This is a genomic window from Bacillus sp. FSL M8-0350 (genome assembly GCF_038593345.1).
GTDB classification, from domain to species: domain Bacteria; phylum Bacillota; class Bacilli; order Bacillales; family Bacillaceae; genus Bacillus; species Bacillus safensis.
Genome location: NZ_CP151985.1, coordinates 1,906,640 through 1,929,186 on the forward strand (window position 1 = coordinate 1,906,640; position 22,547 = coordinate 1,929,186).

Below are 22,547 nucleotides of genomic sequence, written 5' to 3' on the forward strand. Positions count from 1 at the left end.
GTTAACAAACTGGAATCGATAAATCTAAATGACAAACAAATGCTTCTAGATCGACGACATGCACGATTTCATCTTGTAACAAGTCACTCTTACGTGCGAGTTCATCTGATGCATAATTCACAACGCCAAGCCCTATTTCTCTTTTATCTTGATCTAAAATACGGACCACATCGCCTTTTTTAAATGAACCTTTCACATTGACAATCCCATCAGAATCAAGACTTCCCTCACGGTGCATGAGAAATTCCTGTGTTTTCTCTTGAACCACGATCTCACCCTTTGGTCCAGAATGAAAGGCAATCCACTGCTTCTTATAATTGAGCGGCGCTACATTTTCGTCAGCGGTAAAATAAGTGCCGTCCTCTGTCCCATTGATCGCTTTGTCTAAAATGTGAGGCGTATCTGCTTTTCCTAAAAAGCCGTTGATCCCTGCGGCCATTGATATTTTAAAGGCATCGAGCTTTGATTTCATTCCGCCTGTACCTACGCTGCTTCCTGCGTCTCCAGCAGCTGCTTCGATGTCTTCTGTGATGTCTGTCACTTCAAGAATTCTCTTCGCATTTGGATTTGTATGAGGATTATCTTCATACAAGCCATCAATATCAGATAAAATAGCAAGGAAATCCGCATCAATGAGTCCAGCTACTTTTGCAGACAATGTATCGTTGTCTCCAAACTTCAACCGATTGATCGTCACTGTATCATTCTCATTAATAATTGGGATGATGCCTCGATCCAATAACACGTTCATTGTGTTACGCACATTTTGATAGCGCGTTTCATCAGAAAAATCACTTCTTGTGATTAAGAGCTGTGAAGCAATATAACCATGTGATAAAAATAAAGTAGAATATGATTCCATTAATAGCCCTTGCCCAATTGAGGCAGATGCCTGCTTTTCCGGCAGTGTTTTGGGTCTATCGATAAATCCTAGTTTTCGGTAACCAGCTGCAACCGCACCAGATGAAACCAAAATGACTTCGTGTCCTTCATCTTTAAGTTTCACAATTTGATTGACGAGGTTTTCTAGTTTTTTCAAACTAATCTCACCTTGAAAGCTAGTAAGAGAGCTGCTTCCGATTTTCACAACAATTCGTTTTCTCTCTTTATCTGCGTACACCTTATCACTCCTGTACTTGAGCTCTATTTATATAGATACTTTTTGTTTTTGCTGATTGCTTATCTCTTTTGAACGATTGGCAGCATGTTTGACAGCTTGCTTGATCGCTTCTCCCCCGCCAAAATCATCTAATGCATTCAGTCCTGCAGCAGTTGTTCCATTTGGTGACGTAATTTTCTCTCTTAGGACAGAAGGATTTTCCTCTGTTTCTTGCAGCATTTTTGCCGCACCGAGGAGTGTCTGCGCGCCAATTTGGCGAGACAATTCCTTTGATAAACCTGCCTCTTCTCCTGCTTCTTCGATTCTTTCCATTAAGAAATAAAAGTAGGCGGGCCCGCTTCCAGCAATTCCAGTGAAAATATCCATTTGCTCTTCCTGAATGGTATAGACTTCGCCCATTTCAGACAAAAGAGCCTGACTTATGCTCATATGGTCGTTTTTCACGTAACGTCCAGCAGATAAAGCAGTCGCTGACGCCCCGATCGTACTTGATGTATTTGGCATGACCCTCATAACAGGCTGCCCTTCATGCAGCATGTCTTCAATATACGATAGCTTAACACCTGCAAGGACAGACATGATGAGCTGATCTGGCTGAATACGAGGTTTTAATGATTCAAGGGCTGCTTCAGCATCCTTTGGCTTCATGGCCAGGATCAACATATCCATTTCTTCAAAAGGAAATGAATCCATTGCGGCTGTTTGGATGCCGTATCGTTTCGTTAGTTCATTCAATCGAAGTTGATTTTGTCTGTTTGTTGCGTAAATTTGGCCTAGCGGCATCTGTCCTGATCGCACAATCCCTGCGATCATTCCTACCGCCATAGAACCTGCTCCAATGAAAGCAACTTTCTTTTGATCAATGATATTGATCCTCTCCCTTGTTCGCTTTTTGTTCGTGTTTTTCGCACGTTAGTTATCGTAACATGATGAGAAATCGTGTCAAGAAAGAGCCTGCACTTTTCAAAAGTCCCGAATGCATGGCCGGCAGCTTGCTGCAAGTATGTTAGCCGTGTTTTTCAAATACAGCATTTTAGATCAAAAGAACTATGATCATTTGAATCATAGGACCCTTTCGTTCGACTAAATTCACCATTTTATTTTTGGTTTCGGTGACTTCAATTCTATTTTTTAGAAAGCGCTCTCATTTTAATGACTTTCTATTTTCCTATATGGTGAATGTGCTTGAATCTTTCGATTAGACTATTGACATATTTTAGAAAACATGTCCGTTGAAATGATATTTTACTGGTGATACCGTGAAAGAGAAATCATGTGAAAAAGGAGCGTTCATAATGAAAGTGAAAGAAAACTATGTCAATGTGATTCCAATGAAAGAAATCCGTTCTACCGATGACCTTCTTTTCCCATTCCCTATTTACAATGAGCTGCGTGCAGAGAGTGATATTAGATATGATGAGACAAGAAAGTGCTGGGATCTTTTTCGATATGCGGATATCCAGTCTGTTCTAAAGCAGCCTAAAGTGTTCTCTTCACAGCGAGGAAGAAGCACGTCTAAAACAAGTATTTTAACGATGGATCCTCCAAAACATACAAAGATGAGAGCGCTTGTGAATAAAGCATTCACCCCAAAAGCGATCAAGCAATTAGAAGATAAGATCAAAGACCTGACACATGATCTATTAAATCAAGTAAAGGATCAACGTACGTTTGATATTGTGCAAGATTTAGCAGCTCCCCTGCCAGTGATGATCATCGCTGAGCTTCTCGGTGCAGAGGTGCAGGACAGAGAGCTGATTAAAAAACATTCTGATGCCCTTGTGGCAGGTGCTAAGGATGAATCAAAGGAAGCCATTCAGGCTGTTGTAGATATGCAGAAACGCGCTGAAGAGGAGCTGTCCATTTATTTTGCTCATTTGATCAAAAAAAGAAAAGAAACGCCTGCCGATGACTTGATCTCGCTTCTCATTCAAGCAGAAATTGATGGAGAGCGTTTAACCGAGAATGAACTGCTTGGCTTTTGTATTCTATTACTCGTTGCAGGCAATGAGACAACGACCAATTTAATAACCAATGCCGTACGACTGCTGACAGAGCAGCCGCATATTGCTGAATCAGTTCGGCAGGACCCCTCTCTTATTCCTCAATTGACTGAGGAAACGCTGCGGTATTATCCCCCTGTTCAAGCCATTGGCCGAATCGCCGCAGAGGATGTTGAAATTGCAGGCGCGCACATTCAAAAAGGAGACTACCTCATCAGCTGGGTTGCTTCAGCAAATCGGGATGAACAGAAGTTTGAAGATCCAGATACGTTCCGGCTTGACCGAAAATCAAATCCGCATATGAGCTTTGGATTTGGCATTCATTTTTGTCTCGGTGCACCGCTTGCCCGGCTTGAAAGCAACATTGCGCTTGACGTTTTACTCCATACGTTTCAAGACATCACCTGCGTGGCAGAACAGCTAAAACCTATTCAAAGCACGTTTGTTTTTGGGGTAAAAGAATTTCCTGTACATGTCACCCGTTTTTAAAAGTCCCTTTTTCAGGGGCTTTTTTTCATTTTCTTCAATTCATCATCTCTTTCTTACCTTCCACCTCCGAACATGCTAAAATAAAGTCCATACAAAGTGATAACGGAATGAAGAAAGGAAGCCAAAAACTCATGACCGATTATACAGCGATGAAAGACGGAATATTCAAATCAGTTTGTTCGTTAGACTGCCCGGATCAGTGCGGTCTTTTAATACATAAAGAAAATGGAAAGATCGTGAAAGTGCAGGGAGATCCGGACCACCCTGTCACACAAGGAAACATATGCAACAAAGTGCGTAATGTCACAGCCCGTTTATATGATGAAAAAAGACTGACCACTCCGTTAAAACGTGTTGGCCAAAAAGGCGAAGCACAGTTTGTGCCGATTACGTGGGAAGAAGCCATTGAAACCATTCGTCAAAAATGGACAAAGCTGATCGAAGAAAAAGGACCAGAAAGCATTCTGCCTTACAGCTTCTATGGGAACATGGGCAATCTCAACGCAGAAGGAATGGACCGCCGCTTTTTTTATCGTCTTGGTTCAAGCCAGTTAGACCGGACGATCTGTCAGTCAGCAGGAACGACTGGCTATAAATATACAATGGGCGCAAGCATTGGGACAGATCCTGAAGACACCATTCATACGAAACTATTTATCTTTTGGGGCATCAATGCTGTGTCGACCAATATGCACCAAATCACCTTGGCACAAAAAGCGCGAAAGCAAGGAGCTAAGATTGTCGTGATTGATGTTCACAAGAACCAAACCGGCCGGATGGCAGATTGGTTCATTCCGCTTCGGCCTGGTACTGACAGTGCGCTTGCACTTGGCATCATGCATGTCCTTTTCAAAGAGGAACGTACAGATGAAGCATTTTTAGAGGCTTACACGGTCGGCCATAAAGAGCTGCGCGAGCATGTAAAGCAGTATGATCCAGACACGGTTGAGCGCATCACAGGTGTCCCTAAAGGCGACATCATTACACTTGCAAGAATGTACGCTGAGACATCACCCTCTCTCATTCGCATTGGGAATGGTTTACAGCACCATGATAATGGCGGGATGAGTATTAGAACCATTTCCTGCCTCCCTGCCCTGACTGGTCAATGGCTGCACAAGGGCGGCGGAGCAATGAAATCAAACTCTTCTTTTCTCAGCTATAATGAACCAGCTCTTCAGCGGCCGGATTTATTAAAAGAACGCACGCCTAGATCATTTAATATGAATCAGCTGGGCAGCGTGCTGACAAGCGTAGAGCCTTCCGTTGATTCTCTCTTTATCTACTCGTGTAACCCAGCGGTTGTGACACCTGAAGCGAATAAAGTCAGAGAAGGTTTGCTGAGAGAGGACTTATTTACAGTGGTTCATGATTTATTTCTAACAGAAACAGCAGCGTATGCAGACATTGTCCTGCCGGCGACATCAGCCTTTGAAAACGAGGATTTCTATACATCGTACTGGCATCATTATATTCAAATTCAGGAGCCAGTGATAGAACGCTACGGAGAAAGCAAATCCAATACTGAAGTATTCCGCCTGTTAGCCCATGCGATGGGCTTTGAAGATGAAGCCTTCCGCGAGACAGATGCTGAACTGATGGAACAAGCTCTTCATCATCCAGAAAATCCGCATTATGAGGACATTTCATACGAAGCATTAAAAGAAAAGAAATGGATCAAAGCAAAACGTGGACCTTTCCAGGAATTAAAGCTTCAAACCCCAAGCGGGAAAATTGAGCTTTATTCTGAACAAATGAAAAAAGACGGGTATCCAGCACTTCCAACCTATGTGCCCCTTTATCAGGAAAGCGATTATCCGCTTACCTTTATACCGGGACCGAACCATAATTTTCTGAACTCCACCTTCTCACTTCATGAAAAGCATCAAAAGCTTGAGAAATTTCCGAAGCTTCACATGAATGAACAGGATGCAAAGGAAAGAAAAATTGAAGATGGTGACATGGTCCGTGTGCTAAACGACCGAGGAGAGTGTGAGCTTGTCGTGTCAGTCGGTCAAAATGTATTATCTGGTGTTGTAGTCAGTCAAGGATTATGGGCAGATCAAAAAGGCAAAAAGCATTTAGTGAATGGATTAACACCTGATCGATTGGCAGATATGGGAGGCGGCGCGACGTTCTTTTCTGGCAGAGTGGAAGTTGAAAAATTATCATAGAAAAAAGCCAGCCGTTTTTTGCTGGCTTTTTTCATATGCTTTTATCGAATCATCAGCTGATTCGTCATGACATTCGCACTTCCGTTGCTTCGGTAGCCTTCTACAGTTAATGCTGTTTCATACATTTTTCCCATTGGCATGCCTAAGCTTTCCCATTTTTTAAAATGCTCACTGACGGAGACAGTTCCGCTTGTGCGTTTTGTTTGACGTACACTCCAATATTGTTTGAAGGTAGCGTCTCCAATGATAGAAGGCTGATTGACACGGAGCGTTTCATATATGTCATATGTGCCTCCATCGGCATAAAATGATCCTTTATACGTTCCTGTTGGACGATATGTGCCCCATGACTCAACAATGTAGTATTCAGCTAATGGAGATTGTGTCCAGCCATAGACACATAAATAGGAATTCCCGCCCGGGTTAAAGGCTGCGTTGTAGTTGATGGAGATGTTGCCAAGTTGATGATGAGTTTTAGTGGAATCAAACTTCTTTCCTTTTCGAAATAAGGCATTTCCAATATTGTTCCAGCTTGCACTAAATGCCCCGCCGTTATTGAGTGTCATCGAGGTATTTCCGTAATCCTTCCATAATTCAAAATCGTATCCGCTGTGTGTCCCTATCCTATTATCATAAATCGTTTCCGCATGAGCTGGCACAGCCGTCAGTGTCAGCACAAATCCAATACACATCACAAACAACAGCCTCAATCTTTTCAAATTCATTTTCCATCCCTCTCCTTTTTTCATCCGTATTGTTCTGTCATCCCTAAGGTGAAAAACCCATCACCTCCTTTCATGCAGCCCTTTCTGCTAGATGGAACGATACTGCTTTAACCCGGCATGGATGTCTTTTGTTTGTGTATAAATCCTTTGATACAAATGAAATAGATCGGCATATACTTCTGCGTGCGGCTGATTTGGCTCATAAACAGCAGCTTGATGGATCAACTGATGTGCACATACTTCAAGTGACGGATACCATTCGCAGCCAACTGCGGCAAGCATCGCTGCACCTAAAGCGGGCCCTTGTTCATTGTCTAACTGGATGACTTCAGCCTGAAAAATGTCTGCTTGCATTTGAAGCCATGTCCGGCTTCTCGCACCGCCGCCAATAGATACAATAGAATCTATGTTTTTTCCTGCCTGCCGGAATAATGCGATAGATTCATTTAGCGAAAAGGTAATTCCCTCTAAAACAGCTCTGACAACATGTGCCCTTTCATGCCTGCTGTCTAATCCAATCAAGCTGCCGCGAATGATCGAATCCGCATGAGGTGTTCTTTCCCCAACTAAATAGGGTGTAAAGAGCAATCCTTTCGCTCCTGGTGCAACATGAGCCGCACCTTCTAAAAGTGACTGAAACGATTCCTCAGGAGCCAGTAAGTGTTTTGCCCAGTTAAGGCTATATCCTGCTGAAAGGGTGACACCCATTGTGTAAAAAGCGTCTTTTTTTGCATGATGAAACAAATGCAAATTCCCTTGAAGCTCCCTTTCATGATCCTCTTCATAGGAAAGAATGACCCCAGATGTGCCGATACTGCATAACGTGCGGTCAGAGGACAAGATGCCAGCACCAATTGCTCCGCAGGCATTATCTGCCCCGCCGGCAAAAACCTTTGCGCCTTCTTTCATCCCAACTTCACGTGCAATGTGCGGCAAAAGTGTACCAACCTCTGCCTCTGATGTGACAAGCGGCGGGCAAATGTGAGGAGAAATATCAAATGCCTGACAAATCTCCTCACTCCACGTCTGTTCACCGATATTTAACAGCAAGGTGCCAGCCGCATCAGAATAATCCATATGGACTGCGCCTGTTAAACGAAATCTGACATAATCTTTTGGGAGTAAAAACATGTCGATTTGCAGATCAATATGTGGTTCATGTTCCTTTACCCATAATAATTTTGGCAGTGTGAATCCTTCTAACGCCTGGTTTTTTGTGATCTTTTGCAGCCGGTCTCCCAGCTTTTTTGTCATGTGCGTACATTGTGCTGTCGTCCGTGTATCATTCCATAAAATTGCAGGGCGGAGCACTTCGCGAGATTCATTTAATAGAACTAATCCATGCATCTGGCCGGAAAAGCTGATGCCTTCAACTCGTCTTGAATGAACAGGCTGCTTTGCCATCAGTTCTTTCATCGCAGCCATTGTCTGCTTTACCCAATCCTCGGGGTGCTGCTCACAATATCCAGGCTTCTCTTGAATGAGGCGGTACGGCTTAGAGGCTTCGCAGCACACCTTTCCGCTCTCATCCACTAATATCGCCTTGACCCCGCTTGTTCCCAGATCAATTCCCATCACATATTTCATGTTTTCACTCCTTCAAAACAGGTCAGCCCCTTCAATTAATCTTCTAACAAGTATTGATTTAAACGGGCTTTCAGCTGTTCCTCTCTTCCCGATTCGTTTCTGATCAAAGGATGTTTCAGCGCATATTCTTCTAATGTATGAAAGTTTGCCTTTCCTTCTGAAATATCACGTCCAATTCCTTCAGAAAAGCTGCGATACCGGTGCTTTATAACATCTTCAAACACACGGTCTTCTATGAGTCTATGAGCGACCCGCAGTCCTTTTGCGAATGCATCCATCCCGGCAATATGGGCATATAAAATATCTTCAAGTTCAAAGGAAGCTCTTCTCACTTTTGCATCAAAATTAAGACCGCCAGACCCTAGACCGCCATTTTGCAGAATTTCATACATGGCAAGAGTTGTGGCATACAGATCGGTTGGAAATTCATCTGTATCCCACCCAAGAAGCGAATTTCCTTGGTTTGCGTCAACAGAACCGAGCAGCCCATGAATTCTTGCGACACGTAATTCATGCTCAAACGTATGGCCGGCCAGTGTCGCATGATTGGCCTCGATATTTAATTTGAAATGGGAATCTAATCCGTATTGTTTTAAAAAGGCGATGGATGTCGCTGCATCTGTGTCGTATTGATGAGTGGTTGGTTCCTTTGGTTTTGGTTCGATTAAAAATTGGCCAGTGTACCCAATTTCTTTTGCATAATCAACAGCCATATGCAAGAATGCCGCCATGTGATCAAGCTCTCTTTTCATATCTGTATTGAGCAGCGTATCGTACCCTTCTCGTCCACCCCAGAAAACATAATTTTCTGCACCGAGTTCTTTGGCGGTTTCGATTCCTTTTTTGACCTGTGCGGCCGCGTAGGCAAAAACATCTGCATGACAAGATGTCGCAGCACCGTGTACAAATCTAGGATGCTTGAACATATTGGCCGTGTTCCACAGCAGCTTTACTCCGCTTTGCTTCATGTATTCTTTCATTCTTTCTAAAATGATGTCTAATTGTTGATTGGTCTCTTGAAGCGTCTCTCCCTCTGGCGCGATGTCACGGTCATGAAATGAAAAATACGGAACATCCAATAGGTCAAAAAGCTGAAAAGCCACTTCCAATCTAGCTTTTGCTAAATCCATTCCGCTATAGGAGTCCCATGCTCTTTGCATCGTCCCAGTTCCAAACATGTCTGTTCCATCAGCAGTCAATGTATGCCAATAAGCAACTGAAAAGCGCAGGTGGTCTTTCATTGTTTTTCCGCCAATCACTTCGCTTGGATTATAGTATTGAAAAGCGAGTGGATTTTTTGATTGTTTTCCTTCATATTGAATTTTGCCGATTCCTTCTAAGCTGTATAACGTTTTCATATTTGATTTGGTCATGCTTCATTCCTCCTGAGTACACTTTGTAAGTTTATTCAACAAACTAATGATCAATCTATGAAAAAATCACTTTGAATTTTCCATATTTTTTAGTTTTTTAAAAATATTTTCGTTATAATAAAGTTAAAATCATTTATCTTACTAAATACATGCTGAAAAAAGCAGCTCTTCTCAACTTAATCTAAAGACGAAACAAATGGAGTGGATAACGTGGATATCGCTGATCAGAACTTTGTAAAAAAAATAAATCAAAAACTATTATTAAAAGAAATTCTCCAGCATGCGCCCATTTCGAGAGCAAAATTATCTGAACGCACTGGATTAAATAAATCGACTGTTTCTTCTCAGGTAAGTACGTTAATGAAAGAACATCTTGTCTATGAAATCGGTCAAGGTGAGTCTAGCGGCGGGAGAAGACCGGTTTTACTAATGTTTAATAAACGTGCTGGCTGCTCCATTGGGATCGATGTCGGCGTTGATTATGTCAATGGCATATTAACTGACCTTGAAGGGTCCATTCTTTACGAAGAGCAGATCAAGCTCCCACCCAGCTCTCCTGAGGTCACAATACGTAAATTAATTGAATTAATACAGCAGCTCATCTCACAAATGCCCTCTTCCCCATACGGGCTCATTGGCATTGGCCTATGCATACATGGTTTAGTGGATGCAGGTGAACAAATCGTGTTTACGCCTCATTCCAAATGGAAAAATGTTGATCTGAAAACCACGCTGCAAGAGACATTCCAAGTACCGATCTTCATTGAAAATGAAGCAAATGCCGGTGCATATGGTGAAAAAATCTTTGGTGCCGCTAAACATTATGACCATTTGATCTATGCAAGCATCGGCACTGGCATCGGGATCGGAATCATCATCGATCATCATTTATACAGAGGAGCGTATGGCTTTTCTGGTGAAATGGGACATATGACAATCGATTTTAACGGACCGACATGTAGCTGCGGGAACCGTGGATGCTGGGAATTGTATGCTTCTGAGAAAGCCTTGTTTCAGTCTCTTCAAACAGATGATCAGCACATCTCCCATCAAGACCTGGAACAGCTGGCCAAGTTAAATGATATGAAAACGCTCAATGCCCTGCGCAACTTTGGCTTTTACCTTGGTGTCGGTCTCACAAACGTCCTGCATACCTTTAACCCGCAAGCCATTATTTTAAGAAACAAAGTGATCGAATCACATCAGGCGGTTCTACATGTGATTGAGGAGGAGGTATCCTCGCGAATGGATACGCAATTCAGCTCACATGTAGAGCTGCTCCCTTCATCATTAGGACACAATGCGCCAGTATTGGGGATGACATCTCTTGTCATAGAAGCTTTTCTGCAAGATGCCACCCTCACAACATGACCTATTTGTTTTTCAAAAAGAGACAGCTCGTAGCGAGTTGTCTTTCTTATTCGTCTGTTTCCTCATAGCGAAAATAGTGAAAATCAGCAGGAAGACGCTCGCCGCTCGTATCTTGGCACTGCATACCGACAAATGCCCCTGTAAAAAACCCCCCGCCTCGAATAAAATCATCGGATAAATGGATGGATTCAAGCGGTACATCAATTTCCTTCCACTCTTTCTGATCAAATGAATAAGAATATTTATATGTCTCTTTCCGAACGGTCACTTTTAAATAGACATAAGTGACCTCGTCAGGAATGATGATTTTATGTGCCAATGGCTGAGAAAAGGCAAGGTTTTCACAGACAGATAGTTCAAGCGTGCGGCCAAGTTCCTCATCATATGTCACCTGGAGTGCTGTCCAGTTTTCCGTATTATAATAATTCACAAGACCAGCTGATTGCTGAAAGTTTTCTGGGAAGAACGAAACAGCTGTCTCTGCTTCAAAATAAAAGCTTTGCCAGCGTCTTGCAACAAATGCTTGGGTAAACTTAGACGTTAAAGATTCGCGGCCGAATAACCTTAAATGCTGAGGTTTCTCCGTTAACGAACCAATCTGATCGGTAAACGGAATTCTTAATGTTTGGAAGTGTCTATTTAGTGTTGATTCTTTAAATTCATCGACTGTATGATAGGTTGGTGCAAAAACCTTTTCTTCGATCTTTGGCGCTTCAACCTCAAGCGTCCCCTCCTTTCCGCCTACAACATAAGGCCAGCCATCCTTCCATTCAAGCTTTTGTATCGCTGTTTCTCTTCCTAAAGGACACCAACCTCTCTGTTGAAAAATAGATTCCTTGTTTGATTGAATCGGACGGCCAGTGAGATGAGCGAGATACCATTCATTTGTATGCGTTTGAACGATTGAAGCATGCCCGCATTTTTGAAGCGGATGTTCAGGCGCGTGGAAGGCACTTAAGATCGGGTTATCAGGATGAACCTCATAAGGCCCTTCAATATGTGAGGAACGGGCGATCGTTGCTGCATGCTCATACCTGGTACCTCCTTCTGCCGTTAATAAATAGTAGTAGTCACCGATATGATACAGATGCGGCGCTTCTGTCAGTTTAATCGGTGTGCCTTTAAAAATGACCTTCCTTCGACCGATGAGCTTCTTTTCAGCCACACTATATTCCTGCAAGGCAATACCTGCAAAGGAATGATGCTTTTCTCTATGATCCCACAGCATATTTAAGACGTATTTCTTCCCGCTTTGATCATGGAATAAAGATGGATCAAAGCCGGAGCTGTTGAGCCGGATCGGTTCACTCCAATCGCCGTCCACTTCGCTTGCCGTGACCAAATAATTATGACCGTCTTTAAATGGACCATCCACTACTTTGATATCTGAATAAATAAGCCAAAACTGTCCATCGGCATAGCTTAAGCACGGCGCCCATACTCCGCCAGAATCAGGATTTCCTTTCATATCCAGCTGCGACGTTTTTTGCAAAGGACGCGCAGCAAGGCGCCAATGGACGAGATCCTTCGAATGATAAATTTGTACCCCTGGAAACCATTCAAATGTAGAGACGGCCATATAATAATCTTCTCCAACACGGCAAATACTTGGATCGGGGTTAAACCCTTTGAGCACTGGATTGATAATCTTCATTGAATTTCCTCCTCTTTCAGAGACCTACATTTTAAAATCGTCCATATGATCGAGATACACTTTGTCTCTATTCTCAAGTTCCCGTACGACTTTTTTATGTTTTTCTTCATCTAGGTTATAAAAATTAATATCCACCATCGCTAAAATCAGTAAGCATACAGGAATCACCGTTGTCGTGATTAAAATGCCCAGTAAAGCTTCTGGTGTTTGCATTTGGTTGGCAACATAGCCAAAGCGATCGAGTACAAGCCCTGGCACAATCCCGCCTAATGCCATCCCAAATTTAAAGAAAAATCCGATGATGGCATAGATGAGCCCGCCCATCCTTTTCCCTGTTTTATATTCGCCATATTCAACGGTTTCAGGAATGAGCGCCCACATGTAAGCACCGGCTGTAATACTTCCTGCAGCTGCAACGAGCCTAAAAATCAGTATTAAAGTGATTTGACTCGGCGGTATCACAAGTAATGCAAGAAGACCTACAATATTCAGCAATAATGAATAATTCAGCAGCTTTTTCTTTCCTAACAGCTTGTGCAGTTTTGGAATAAACGGCAGCACCATTAATGCTGGCAGACTGCCAATGAGTCCGTACCATTTCACTAAATCTTCTCTGCCGAGGTTATACGTCACATAATAGATCCCAACTGAATTACTGATCGAATTCACGCCAAAAATAATAATAAAGAAAATGCTTAATACAACAAGCGGACGATTGACACGTAACTGCACAAAGATATCACTGAACTTAATTTTTTCCTCCGGCTTTTGAAGCGTGACACGTTCATTCGTGCTTTTAAAACAGAAAATAAGTAATGCACCGCCAAGAACGCCGAGAAAAGCCATCGTCATCTGCCAGCCGAGGGCTGTATTTCCTGTTTTATCACTCAAAAAAGTCGCAAGAAAAGGAACAAAAAAAGCAACAACTAGACCTCCGAGATTAGCAAAAAGCATACGAACAGACGTAATACTGACAACCTCTTGGTTATTTCTTGTCATTGCTGATGTTAAAGCACCATAAGGAACATTGATGAATGTGTATGTAAGCGATAAACCAACATACGTGATGTAGGCATAAACGAGTTTACCCATTTCAGAAAGATCAGGTGTTGTAAAGCAAAGGATAGCAAGTACTACAAAAGGAAACGCACCGAATAACAAGTAAGGTCTGAACCTGCCAAAACGGCTGTTCGTTCGATCCACCAATGCACCAATAAACGGATCTGCAAGCGCATCAATGGCGCGGACAACTAAAAACATCGTCCCTGCTGCCGCCGCTGATAAACCATACACATCTGTATAAAAAAATAATAGATACGTAGAGACAGTTGCATAAATTAAGTTACATGCGAAATCTCCTGAAGCATATCCCACTTTTTCAGACATACGAATCTTTTTTAAATTCTCACTTACCATGAGCTTTCTCCCTTCTTCTCTTAGCCTCTTCTAACGAACAGATGATGGAGGGCAGCAGCAGTCAATGCGAAGAATATAAAGCGCTTTCAATTTGTTGTAAAAATGAAGCTGAACATCTGATCTTTCAGCTTAGCCCACATACGCAGCAAATGATTTGAATGACGGAATCATCCCCTTTAATGGTCGGATCATCACTTGGAATTCATCTTAGTTTATCGACTAAACAAACTAAGATGAATTCATTTTATAAAATCTGATCTGACTTTTCAATATTTTTCGAAAAAATAATCCAAATAATTGATTTCTTGTCATTTTTCCGGCTGAAATGACGTGAAAAATTGAAGTGAATCATTTAATGGTTGCAATTCAGCTCATCCCATGCTATATTTATCAAGCGATGAGCTGAATTGTGTAAGTCGGGTAACATGTCTCCTTGAGACACACACGAATGTGGCGTGTGGTTATTCCGCCTCAATACGCAAAAGACATCTTCTCAGGAAGATGTCTTTTTTCTTATCCTATTTTTGTTCCATTTTCAACAGGCTCATCTGTGGCTAGTAAAACCACGTCTTCTTTTGACGGCATGCCCCCTAAGACAAGCACTTCTGATTTGAACCCTGCAATTCTTCTTGGCGGAAAATTGACGACTGCTACGATTTGTCTGCCAGTGAGATTCTCAGCCGTATAACGTTTTGTCAGCTGAGCACTGGATTGCTTTAAACCAATCTCTTCACCAAAATCAATCTTGAGTTTCAATGCAGGAACTCTTGCCTCTGCAAAGAATTCTGCTTCAATGATCGTTCCAACACGAATATCTAACGCCAAAAACTGTTCAATATCTGCCATCTGTTTCTCTCCTCTTCTTTCAAGGGTAAGTTCATTTACTAGAGTCATCTATTGTTTTTTTCATTGTAGCACATTCATTTCGTAAAAAAGTGAGTCAAAAAGCCGATTCACGGCAAAAACCACCCTTTAGTTTACATAATGTTTTTATCGTCGTGTATTAAATGTTTGCATCCTGAAAATGAATTCAGTAAAATGGCAAATAATCCTACTGCTTCCTCCCAAATATATTGGGGAGGGGTTAACACTTGTTTACATTATCAGATATGTGGACATTTTGCTGGTCGTTTTTCGTCATTCTTCCTATCGTTGCCATCTTGCATCAGCTTGGCCATATTATGGTCGCGTGGATGTTTGGCGCAAAGGTTTCTTTTGCTCTTGGCAGAGGCAAAAAAGTATTGAAAATAGGCGTTGTTGAAATTAGACGAATCTATTTTCTAGATGCATTTTGCCATTATGAAGAAATGAGGAAAAATAACCGATTCTCGCACATTCTTGTCTACCTAGGCGGATCATTATGCAACCTGCTCAGTGTTCTCATACTGAATACAATGATCGCCAATGATATCCTGCCAGAACATCAATTTTTCTATCAATTTGCTTACTTCTCAGTCTACTATGTATTTTTTGCACTGCTGCCAGTCCAGTATGCAGATCATCATCCGAGTGATGGGCAAGCAATTGTGAACATCATTCGGCACGGTGAACCATGTGACATCATTGATTAACAGGATGGCTTCCCGCTGTTAATTTGATAATGAATCGTTAAAAAGGGAATACCGAATAGCTTCATTTGATGAACCGCTGTAAGACTTTTATCTGTCTCCGGCTTCATATGAAAGCTTTCTTCCATTGGCAGTTTCATGGTGATAAAAGGTGTATGCAAATACAACCCTTCGTCACCGGTACTGCCTTTTGGACATGCACTTTTTAATAGAAAGTCTTCCTTTTCATTAAAAGGTTTTAAAATGGCGGTCAGCTGAGAATATGGAAGCGGCAGCGCAATATTCATATAGCCCGCAGCTGCATCGTGATGATGAGCATAAAGTGCAAAAAAGACCTGCTCCCCCTTTTCGTTATAACGAATCCACGCCCTGACATCCTTTCGCTCTTCTTTAGGATGTTGAAATGCAGTCAGACGTCCCTTCATTTCATACGGCTTACGAGATGTTCCCAAATAGAGCTGGCCTATTTTCTTAAACATGGGCTGAAGTAAAAAAACAAACGGCCTCACCCACCAATGAAAACAGACTGTTGCTTTTAACGTAAACGCCATCGTATTCTCATAAAACCTTCGAATCACAGGTGACACCCTTTCAGCTGAAAATGTCGTTCCATTTAAATCATCAAGTGAATTGACTAAACCTAGGTTCTCTCGATCACCCATTCTTTCCTTTTGAAAAGAGATTAAATGAAAACGGCCATGCACTTTTGATATCGGAAAGTCCTTCTGCTTCAATTGATCCTTTGGCCCTTCGATCAGCCATCCAATCAAACCTGGTAAAATCACAAAAAAGGCATTAATACTGCCATGAAACCAAATCATCTGATCAATGCTGATGTAGGTCACGCGCATGAGCATGCCAGCGGAATAAAGAAGAGATAGCACGATTGTTCCCATTAAGACGCAGCTAGAAAACACAATCAGCACTTTTGCCACAGTCGATCGAAACCTTGTTTTCATACAAAGAATACCGTACAAGTAGAGTGCAATGACATATAGCGTGACGCTGAACGTATCAAATAGACGGGAGAAGCTAATCTCAACAGCGATCATCACAGGCGACAGCAAAATCACCCATCCTGCCGCTTTGTATAAAGCTGTCTCTTTTTCTCGATTTCTCCCTAATAATCCATAGAAAAGCGGGATAAAAAAAGCCGAGTAATGAAAATGAATAGCGGTCAAAAGCACGATGATTGGTGAAAAGGTCATTACCTGTATATCTGCCGTGTACAGCCAAAACCAAAGCCCTCCTAAAGCGAGATACATCCATGCACCACCCGTCATCAATTCATGAAGTGGAAAGATTCCCCTTTTCAGCAAACGAGTACAGCCATATAACGCCAAAAGAATCGTATACAAAAACCATCCCGATGCAAACAAGGCAGAATGATAGATGAATGCAGCCGTTGCACAAAGAGCAGCTAATGGAAAGGCTTTCATTAAAAAGCCGAGCAGTATCCACGGCTTACTCTCCCTCTCTTCCTTCACAAAAAAGGCTAAAACTGCAGGAAGGAAAAACAGAATCGCTATCAGTACAAACAACTCTGCTAACGGACCTGTCATTAAACGGGTGGCGATAAACCAGCACATAAAGAGGAAGCTTGATATCAAATGCCATTTATTCATCATGAGACATCACCCTTTCAGTAAACCGGCCTTTATATGTAAAAAGGGTCCCAAACAGTCGATTTTTCACATGCACATCAATGGTATACTCACCCGCGTGCTCGTCGTAGCCTTCTGTGACATCTGACACACCGTAAAGCCATGAAGGCAGCGGCCACTCACGTCCTAACATCAACAGCTTCTGCCGGCCGGATTGAATGTGAAGGAACCCATGCTTTGTTACTGTAAAATGAAGCTCTGACATAAGAAGTCTAGGCTTTCCAAAATAGTCTAGTACTTTATGACTCTTCTGATCAATGATCATATCTGCATCAAAGTGACGTTCCTTCTTTGGGAAATAAAACGTACGGAACCAGTGCATGCCTTCCTCTCCCTTATTTGTCATAAAGGGTTTATTGACAATTCGGAAGGGAATGTTTTTTCCTCTCTCAGGGAAAAAACAGCGAAAGAGTGGACCAATTTTGAAGAAAAATCGAATGAGCCTCGTTCCGCCGCCTATTTCCTCCATAGTGCCTTCAGCGGTAAACGCACGGTTGTATCTCTCTTTTAATTTTGGATGAAGCTTATCGTAATCCTTTACTTGATGACGATGAACGACCATGTCTACCTCCCCTTTTTCGTTTGATCGAAAATACGTCTATACAATCTTTTAAATTAATCATTCCTGCAATGGATAGGATCAAAAATGCACTCATCACAAGCGGCTCATGGAGTGTCGTTTGGGGGGATAGGATCCCGATACAAAGCATCAGCAGCAGAAACACACTTTGAAGAATGAACAAATATTTCTTTGATAGCTTAGGTATCAGCCATGATACGCCTATAAAGGCATAAAACAACCGAAATCCGGTGCTATGATCAAAAGCAGAATGTGAAAAAGGGATAACCGCTTGGCATAGCCAGACGATGGCAAACAGCAAACAAATTCCATAATGGGCAAGTGTTCTCTCCAGTAACAACCGAGGGTGCGTACCCTTTTCAAGCCACGTCTTTAGTGCGCCAAAACTAAAGGCCGTCATAAGCCCCATCATCGGGCGAAAAAGAAATCGATCTGCCCACGCCCATCCTTTTCCTTCTTTCGGTTCATAATCAAATTGCGTTTGAAACACAATATGATCATTCGTTTTCACATATTTCCAATAGCCGCCGCCTTCTTTGATAAAAGACAACGGGTGTGACGATTTGAATTTAAGTGAGGATGACCTTTCATTTCGTTCATCCATCATTCTAGTTCGATATGCTCCTGTCCCTGTGACACTTACACCAAATCCAAGATGCTTTTCATACAAAAAGGTTTGGGGCTGTTCATCTTGAGGTCCATTTAATGAAATGGTTGAAAAACGCAAATCCCACTGTTCATGAAGCTTTGGATTTTGCGTATATTCCCATACTTTCTCTAAAGGTGCATGAATGGTTGTTTCCACATAAACAGGCTTTCTTTTCATCTGCCTCTACTCCTCTATGTGAATTATTTCACATAATAAGCATACCATGTTTCACAAAACTGTCAAATCTTTATTCGTTTTCTCTCAAAAAAATGGTTCCAGAAGGATGCTTCTCTATGATATCGGTTCACTGTAAAAAAAAAGACCTGTCAAATAGACAGATCTTCTTTTTGCAATACACCTGTGATATAGAGCCGAACTGCATAACTCACACTTTCTTCAAGCTGTTCTTTTCGTTGGAATCCCTTTTTATTAGAAATATCACCGAAGCCGTGCAGTAAGCTTCTCAGTCCTCTGACGACATGTGTCATTTCCTCTTCCTTTACACCAAAGCGTGACATGATGGTTTGGACAAACTGAACAAGGCGCTCTGCTGCAATACGTACTTCTTTTTCGTTCATATGTGAAAAGGCAGCTTCATAAAGACCTGGGTGTTCTCGGACAAAGTGCACATATTGTCTGGCAAAGGCTAAAACAGCTTCTCCTTTTTCCAGCCCCTCTGTGACTTGCATCCCTTCCTCACAAAGCATGGAGAGCCCTTTTACTGCGAGTGCTGCCTGAATCTCATGAAGGCCGGATACATGATTATAAAGAGAAGGCGGCCTGATATTCAGTCTTTTAGACAATGTAGCAATAGTCAAAGCGGAGAAGCCCTCTTCATCAACAAATGCAGCCGCTGTATCCATAATTTTTTCTTGTGTAATTCCCATTCTTGGAGACACGGTTTACTGCCCTCCTTTTTTTAGCTGGTGCTGTCTTTTTTTAACGGCAGCTTGAAGCTTTTCATGAGGCTCTATGATAAGGTCACCATGTCCTGCAGCAAGACAGGATATGCGCAATGTCAGTAACTTTTCAGCGCTTTTTAGTGCGGTTTCTGCATCCCATGTGGCAAAAGCCGGGAACGGGAAGCTCCACCGAAACTCACCCGTAACCGATAAGCCGCCTTTAGTCACAAGTGCATCCCCTGCAATGACAACTCCTGACCTTTCATCGTATAAAGAAATGCTGCCAGGTGTATGCCCTGGTGTTGCAATCACTTTGAGCGGCCCAATCTCTTCTCCTTCTTCAACAAGCACATCTGGTTTTGTGTGAATATTTTTCATAAAACTGCCTTTAATTTTTTGCTGAGGTTCATCAGGGAGCAAGGAAAAGTCACCTTCAAAAAGGCGTGCATCACGTTTTGATAAATAGACAACTGCCTCTGGAAAAGCCTTCTTCACCTCATCTAATGCGCCGATATGATCCATATGGCTATGAGTGAGAATAATCTTATGAATTGGTTTGTTCTTTTTACGGGCAAATTCGATGATCGAGTTCGCCGCCATTTTTAAAGCAGCATCAATTAAGATGAGTCCTTCCTCTTCCTCAAAGACATAGCAATTTACCGGAAATAATCGCGGCATCAATGTAAGCTGGTGCAGACGGTCAAAAGTTGTTAATCTCATGATTGCCCTCCTAAAACTAATATCCTTAGTTTTATATTAACTAATGGTATTAGTTTTAGCAATCATTTTTTCATCAACCGCAATATAAATATCAACTTGCGCTTCTTTTGGATCAATAGATCTTTCATCATACCATTCAAAATCACCTGTATAAGTGCGGTATTGACGCTGATCCCACGTCCAAATCTTGTGCCATGTTTCAAGCACGACCTCTTCAATCGGTCCTTTTCTCGTTTGAAATCTTGCGTAGGTGGATGCAGGAATCTCTTTTACATGTTCGATCTGCTGATCCGCGAACTCTCCAGCTGTAAATAAATAAGAACCATGTTCATCTTTTTCATAATCTGAATACAGCCCTATGACTGGAGCTTGTCCCCCATGTAGCTGCTGCGCAAAAAAATCCTGCCAAAGCGGTGCAATCTTACGCTCTTTTGTTTTCTCTATTTCATTTGTTGTTCGAACAGACAACCCTTTGACCCATTGTTTCTCTAATGTGACGATATCGTACATACATTCTCATCTCCTTTTCTCCCATCATATAAAAAGAAACCTGACAACAGTGTGTCAAGTTCCTAATCGCTTCATAAATTGTTTTAATTGGAGATCAAATGCTTCCTTGATGTGCTGCGGTGAAAGAATGTCGGCGTCCGGTCCTAAATGGAATAGGAAACTGTGCAGCCAATCATCTTGCGACACAGTCAATGTTGCCAGATAGGTTCCGTCTGAACATATGATCAATTCGTTCTCATCCACCCATTCCTTCACTTTGCCAACTGATGCTTCCGTTAACCTAAGCGTGAGCGTTGTGACTGAAGGTTCTTCATGCCAAGAGTCATTCCAAGGCTTCTCTTCATTTTTGATTCTTTTCGGCCTGAAATATGCTGAAATGGTGATGAGGTCTGTCATTCTGGTCAGCTTGAATAGACGAAAATCATTTTTCACACAACAAAACGCATACAAGTACCAATGCCTTCCTTTTAAGACAAGCGTATAAGGCTCCACTTTACGTGGAAGTGTTTCACCTTTTGCGTTGCGATAAGTGAATTGAATGAATTGATGCGCGGAAGCAGCTGTATGGATCAGCTGAAGCTTCTTTTCTGCCTGGCTGTCTTTCCCCCAGGAGCTTAAATCAATAAAGACATGGTGCTGATTCTCGCTTTCATCGCTTTTTGGCGGAATGAGAGATTTGATTTTTTTCAGTACATGTTCACTTTCTTTAAAGGAGTATGCACTCGTCATGCTTTCAAGGGCTGTTAAAATCAGCTCAATGTCATCATCGGTAAATAATTTTTTCTCTAAACGATAGTCGTCAACAAGTGAAATGCCTCCACCTGCTCCTTGGGTTGTCACAACAGGGATTCCCGCTTGATTGATGGTATCAATATCACGATAAATGGTCCTCACACTCACTTCGTGAAGTTCAGCGAGGTCCTTCGCTTGTACTTGCTTTTTGCTAATGAGCAGCATCACAATAGACAAAATACGATCAATTTTCATGACTTTTCCTCTTTTTCATAAATGTAGGTTTTGATTTGATAAAAAAAGAAAGAATGGTAAAGATAAGGAACAGCCAGCATCGTTTACATCCCTGCACATGCAGGAGGAGGTTGCATCATGACACATCACGTGTGGCAGTTATTCATCATTGGGAGCATTATGCTGATCTGCATCATCTTTCGAATGAACCGAATGAGACGCTATCAGCTTGTGCGCCCGATCAGTCTTTTGATGAGAATGTATGTATTTGGACTCACTGCCCTTATTCTCTTATTAGAAGGCTGGCAAAATCACAGCATTTTCATCTACGCCGCTATTGGTATGCTCTTTGGAAGCAGTCTGGCCGTTCATGCCTATGAGACGATCCGCATGAAAGAAGAAAATGGCCGTCTTTATGTGAAAACGAGTAAATGGATTGAAAGCTTCATTTTATGCCTATTTTTATCTCGACTTAGTTTTAAGCTGGGTGAGCTGACGAACCATTCGCTCACAAAGATTGGTGTCGTTGAACTGTATCAGCATATTGTGAGTGATGATGCCATGACCATGCTCAGCTTTTTTCTGTTAGCTACTTACTATGTTGTTTTTTCTTATCAAATGATGAAAGCAGGTAAACGAGTAGCACATACGCATCATGCGTAAAAACCTTCCTATTTGAGTAGGAAGGTTTTTATTAGTCATGCTGCGCATGATAAATCATTTGTTCAAGTACTTCCATCACATGCTGATCTTCAGGGCTGTAAAAAATCGATGTCCCTGCTCGTCTAGATTTCACGAGACGAAGGTTTTTTAAAAAACGCAGCTGATGAGAAACAGTTGATTGCATGAGATTCAGCGTTTCTGCGATATCATTTACCGAGTATTCACCTTGAGACAGCAGGTGCAGAATACGAATACGTGTCGGATCAGATAAGGCTTTAAACGTTTGGGAGACAAGAAATAAACTTTCTTCATCCAGCTCCATCCGTTCCTGTTCTTGATTTGTATTCAGTTCTTCCTTCATTTCGCTTCACCTTTCTTGTTAGTCAAATCACGACTTATTCTATGTATCATCA

The 22,547-nt window shown here is 42.0% G+C and carries 21 protein-coding genes; 5 read left to right on the plus strand and 16 right to left on the minus strand.

Annotation, left to right across the window (positions count from 1 at the left end; translation table 11 throughout):
• Position 1: 1 nt before the first annotated feature.
• On the minus strand, positions 2 to 1,120 hold the full coding sequence (proB, locus tag NSS80_RS09605) for a glutamate 5-kinase (protein WP_046311412.1): 1,119 nt from the start codon (positions 1,118 to 1,120) through the stop codon (positions 2 to 4).
• Positions 1,121 to 1,147: 27 nt separating this feature from the next.
• Positions 1,148 to 1,993, minus strand: coding sequence for a pyrroline-5-carboxylate reductase (gene proC, locus NSS80_RS09610; RefSeq protein ID WP_342498484.1), 846 nt, complete (start codon positions 1,991 to 1,993; stop codon positions 1,148 to 1,150).
• 422 nt (positions 1,994 to 2,415) lie between these two features.
• Between proC and NSS80_RS09615 the strand changes: the two genes are divergently transcribed.
• Both NSS80_RS09615 and NSS80_RS09620 read left to right on the plus strand, forming a co-directional pair.
• On the plus strand, positions 2,416 to 3,612 hold the full coding sequence (locus tag NSS80_RS09615) for a cytochrome P450 (RefSeq protein ID WP_070326580.1): 1,197 nt from the start codon (positions 2,416 to 2,418) through the stop codon (positions 3,610 to 3,612).
• A 131-nt stretch (positions 3,613 to 3,743) separates the two neighbouring features.
• On the plus strand, positions 3,744 to 5,786 hold the full coding sequence (locus tag NSS80_RS09620; RefSeq protein WP_342498485.1) for a molybdopterin oxidoreductase family protein: 2,043 nt from the start codon (positions 3,744 to 3,746) through the stop codon (positions 5,784 to 5,786).
• 41 nt (positions 5,787 to 5,827) lie between these two features.
• On the opposite strand, the gene NSS80_RS09625 is transcribed toward NSS80_RS09620, so the two are convergent.
• From NSS80_RS09625 to xylA, 3 genes are all read right to left on the minus strand, one after another.
• Positions 5,828 to 6,511 (minus strand): glycoside hydrolase family 11 protein, encoded by a 684-nt coding sequence (locus tag NSS80_RS09625; protein ID WP_024422656.1) that lies wholly within the window; start codon positions 6,509 to 6,511, stop codon positions 5,828 to 5,830.
• A gap of 87 nt (positions 6,512 to 6,598) precedes the next feature.
• Positions 6,599 to 8,098, minus strand: coding sequence for a xylulokinase (gene xylB, locus NSS80_RS09630; RefSeq protein WP_327826370.1), 1,500 nt, complete (start codon positions 8,096 to 8,098; stop codon positions 6,599 to 6,601).
• Positions 8,099 to 8,133: 35 nt separating this feature from the next.
• Positions 8,134 to 9,471, minus strand: coding sequence for a xylose isomerase (xylA, locus tag NSS80_RS09635; RefSeq protein WP_024428359.1), 1,338 nt, complete (start codon positions 9,469 to 9,471; stop codon positions 8,134 to 8,136).
• Between the two features lie 210 nt (positions 9,472 to 9,681).
• Here xylA and NSS80_RS09640 point away from each other — a divergent pair, with 210 nt between their 5' ends.
• Complete coding sequence (locus NSS80_RS09640) at positions 9,682 to 10,842, plus strand: ROK family transcriptional regulator (protein WP_041117672.1); 1,161 nt, start codon at positions 9,682 to 9,684, stop codon at positions 10,840 to 10,842.
• Between the two features lie 46 nt (positions 10,843 to 10,888).
• On the opposite strand, the gene NSS80_RS09645 is transcribed toward NSS80_RS09640, so the two are convergent.
• The 3 genes from NSS80_RS09645 to csaA form a co-directional block, all read right to left on the minus strand.
• Entirely contained in the window at positions 10,889 to 12,496 is a 1,608-nt protein-coding gene (locus NSS80_RS09645) for a glycoside hydrolase family 43 protein (RefSeq protein ID WP_041117673.1), read from the minus strand.
• A gap of 24 nt (positions 12,497 to 12,520) precedes the next feature.
• Entirely contained in the window at positions 12,521 to 13,912 is a 1,392-nt protein-coding gene (locus NSS80_RS09650; RefSeq protein WP_034280643.1) for an MFS transporter, read from the minus strand.
• A gap of 513 nt (positions 13,913 to 14,425) precedes the next feature.
• Positions 14,426 to 14,758 carry a chaperone CsaA gene (gene csaA / locus NSS80_RS09655; protein WP_034280640.1) on the minus strand — a complete coding sequence of 111 codons (333 nt, stop codon included), beginning with the start codon at positions 14,756 to 14,758 and terminating at the stop codon, positions 14,426 to 14,428.
• Positions 14,759 to 15,003: 245 nt separating this feature from the next.
• On the opposite strand from csaA, the gene NSS80_RS09660 reads away from it, so the two are divergent.
• A complete protein-coding gene (locus tag NSS80_RS09660) occupies positions 15,004 to 15,483 on the plus strand; it encodes a hypothetical protein (protein ID WP_024422662.1) in 480 nt (159 codons plus the stop codon).
• Here the strand turns inward: NSS80_RS09660 and NSS80_RS09665 are convergent.
• From NSS80_RS09665 to NSS80_RS09695, 7 genes are all read right to left on the minus strand, one after another.
• Entirely contained in the window at positions 15,480 to 17,105 is a 1,626-nt protein-coding gene (locus NSS80_RS09665) for a YndJ family protein (protein ID WP_342498486.1), read from the minus strand. The genes NSS80_RS09660 and NSS80_RS09665 overlap by 4 nt on opposite strands.
• Complete coding sequence (locus NSS80_RS09670; RefSeq protein WP_034280637.1) at positions 17,098 to 17,706, minus strand: DUF4166 domain-containing protein; 609 nt, start codon at positions 17,704 to 17,706, stop codon at positions 17,098 to 17,100. The genes NSS80_RS09665 and NSS80_RS09670 overlap by 8 nt, the downstream gene beginning before the upstream one ends.
• The gene (locus tag NSS80_RS09675) at positions 17,669 to 18,550 is read right to left on the minus strand and encodes a membrane protein (RefSeq protein WP_041117674.1); all 882 of its coding nucleotides are present in this window, start codon (positions 18,548 to 18,550) and stop codon (positions 17,669 to 17,671) included. Before NSS80_RS09675 ends, NSS80_RS09670 begins: the two co-directional genes overlap by 38 nt.
• Positions 18,551 to 18,699: 149 nt before the next feature.
• The gene (locus NSS80_RS09680) at positions 18,700 to 19,272 is read right to left on the minus strand and encodes a TetR/AcrR family transcriptional regulator (RefSeq protein WP_041117675.1); all 573 of its coding nucleotides are present in this window, start codon (positions 19,270 to 19,272) and stop codon (positions 18,700 to 18,702) included.
• A gap of 3 nt (positions 19,273 to 19,275) precedes the next feature.
• Complete coding sequence (locus NSS80_RS09685; protein ID WP_041117676.1) at positions 19,276 to 19,995, minus strand: MBL fold metallo-hydrolase; 720 nt, start codon at positions 19,993 to 19,995, stop codon at positions 19,276 to 19,278.
• 36 nt (positions 19,996 to 20,031) lie between these two features.
• Entirely contained in the window at positions 20,032 to 20,505 is a 474-nt protein-coding gene (locus NSS80_RS09690) for a GyrI-like domain-containing protein (RefSeq protein WP_041117677.1), read from the minus strand.
• Positions 20,506 to 20,559: 54 nt separating this feature from the next.
• Positions 20,560 to 21,492 carry a YafY family protein gene (locus NSS80_RS09695; RefSeq protein WP_041117678.1) on the minus strand — a complete coding sequence of 311 codons (933 nt, stop codon included), beginning with the start codon at positions 21,490 to 21,492 and terminating at the stop codon, positions 20,560 to 20,562.
• Between the two features lie 117 nt (positions 21,493 to 21,609).
• Between NSS80_RS09695 and NSS80_RS09700 the strand changes: the two genes are divergently transcribed.
• Positions 21,610 to 22,134, plus strand: coding sequence for a hypothetical protein (locus tag NSS80_RS09700; RefSeq protein WP_041117680.1), 525 nt, complete (start codon positions 21,610 to 21,612; stop codon positions 22,132 to 22,134).
• 31 nt (positions 22,135 to 22,165) lie between these two features.
• On the opposite strand, the gene czrA is transcribed toward NSS80_RS09700, so the two are convergent.
• Positions 22,166 to 22,495 carry a Zn(II)-responsive metalloregulatory transcriptional repressor CzrA gene (gene czrA, locus NSS80_RS09705; protein WP_041117682.1) on the minus strand — a complete coding sequence of 110 codons (330 nt, stop codon included), beginning with the start codon at positions 22,493 to 22,495 and terminating at the stop codon, positions 22,166 to 22,168.
• Positions 22,496 to 22,547 lie beyond the last annotated feature (52 nt).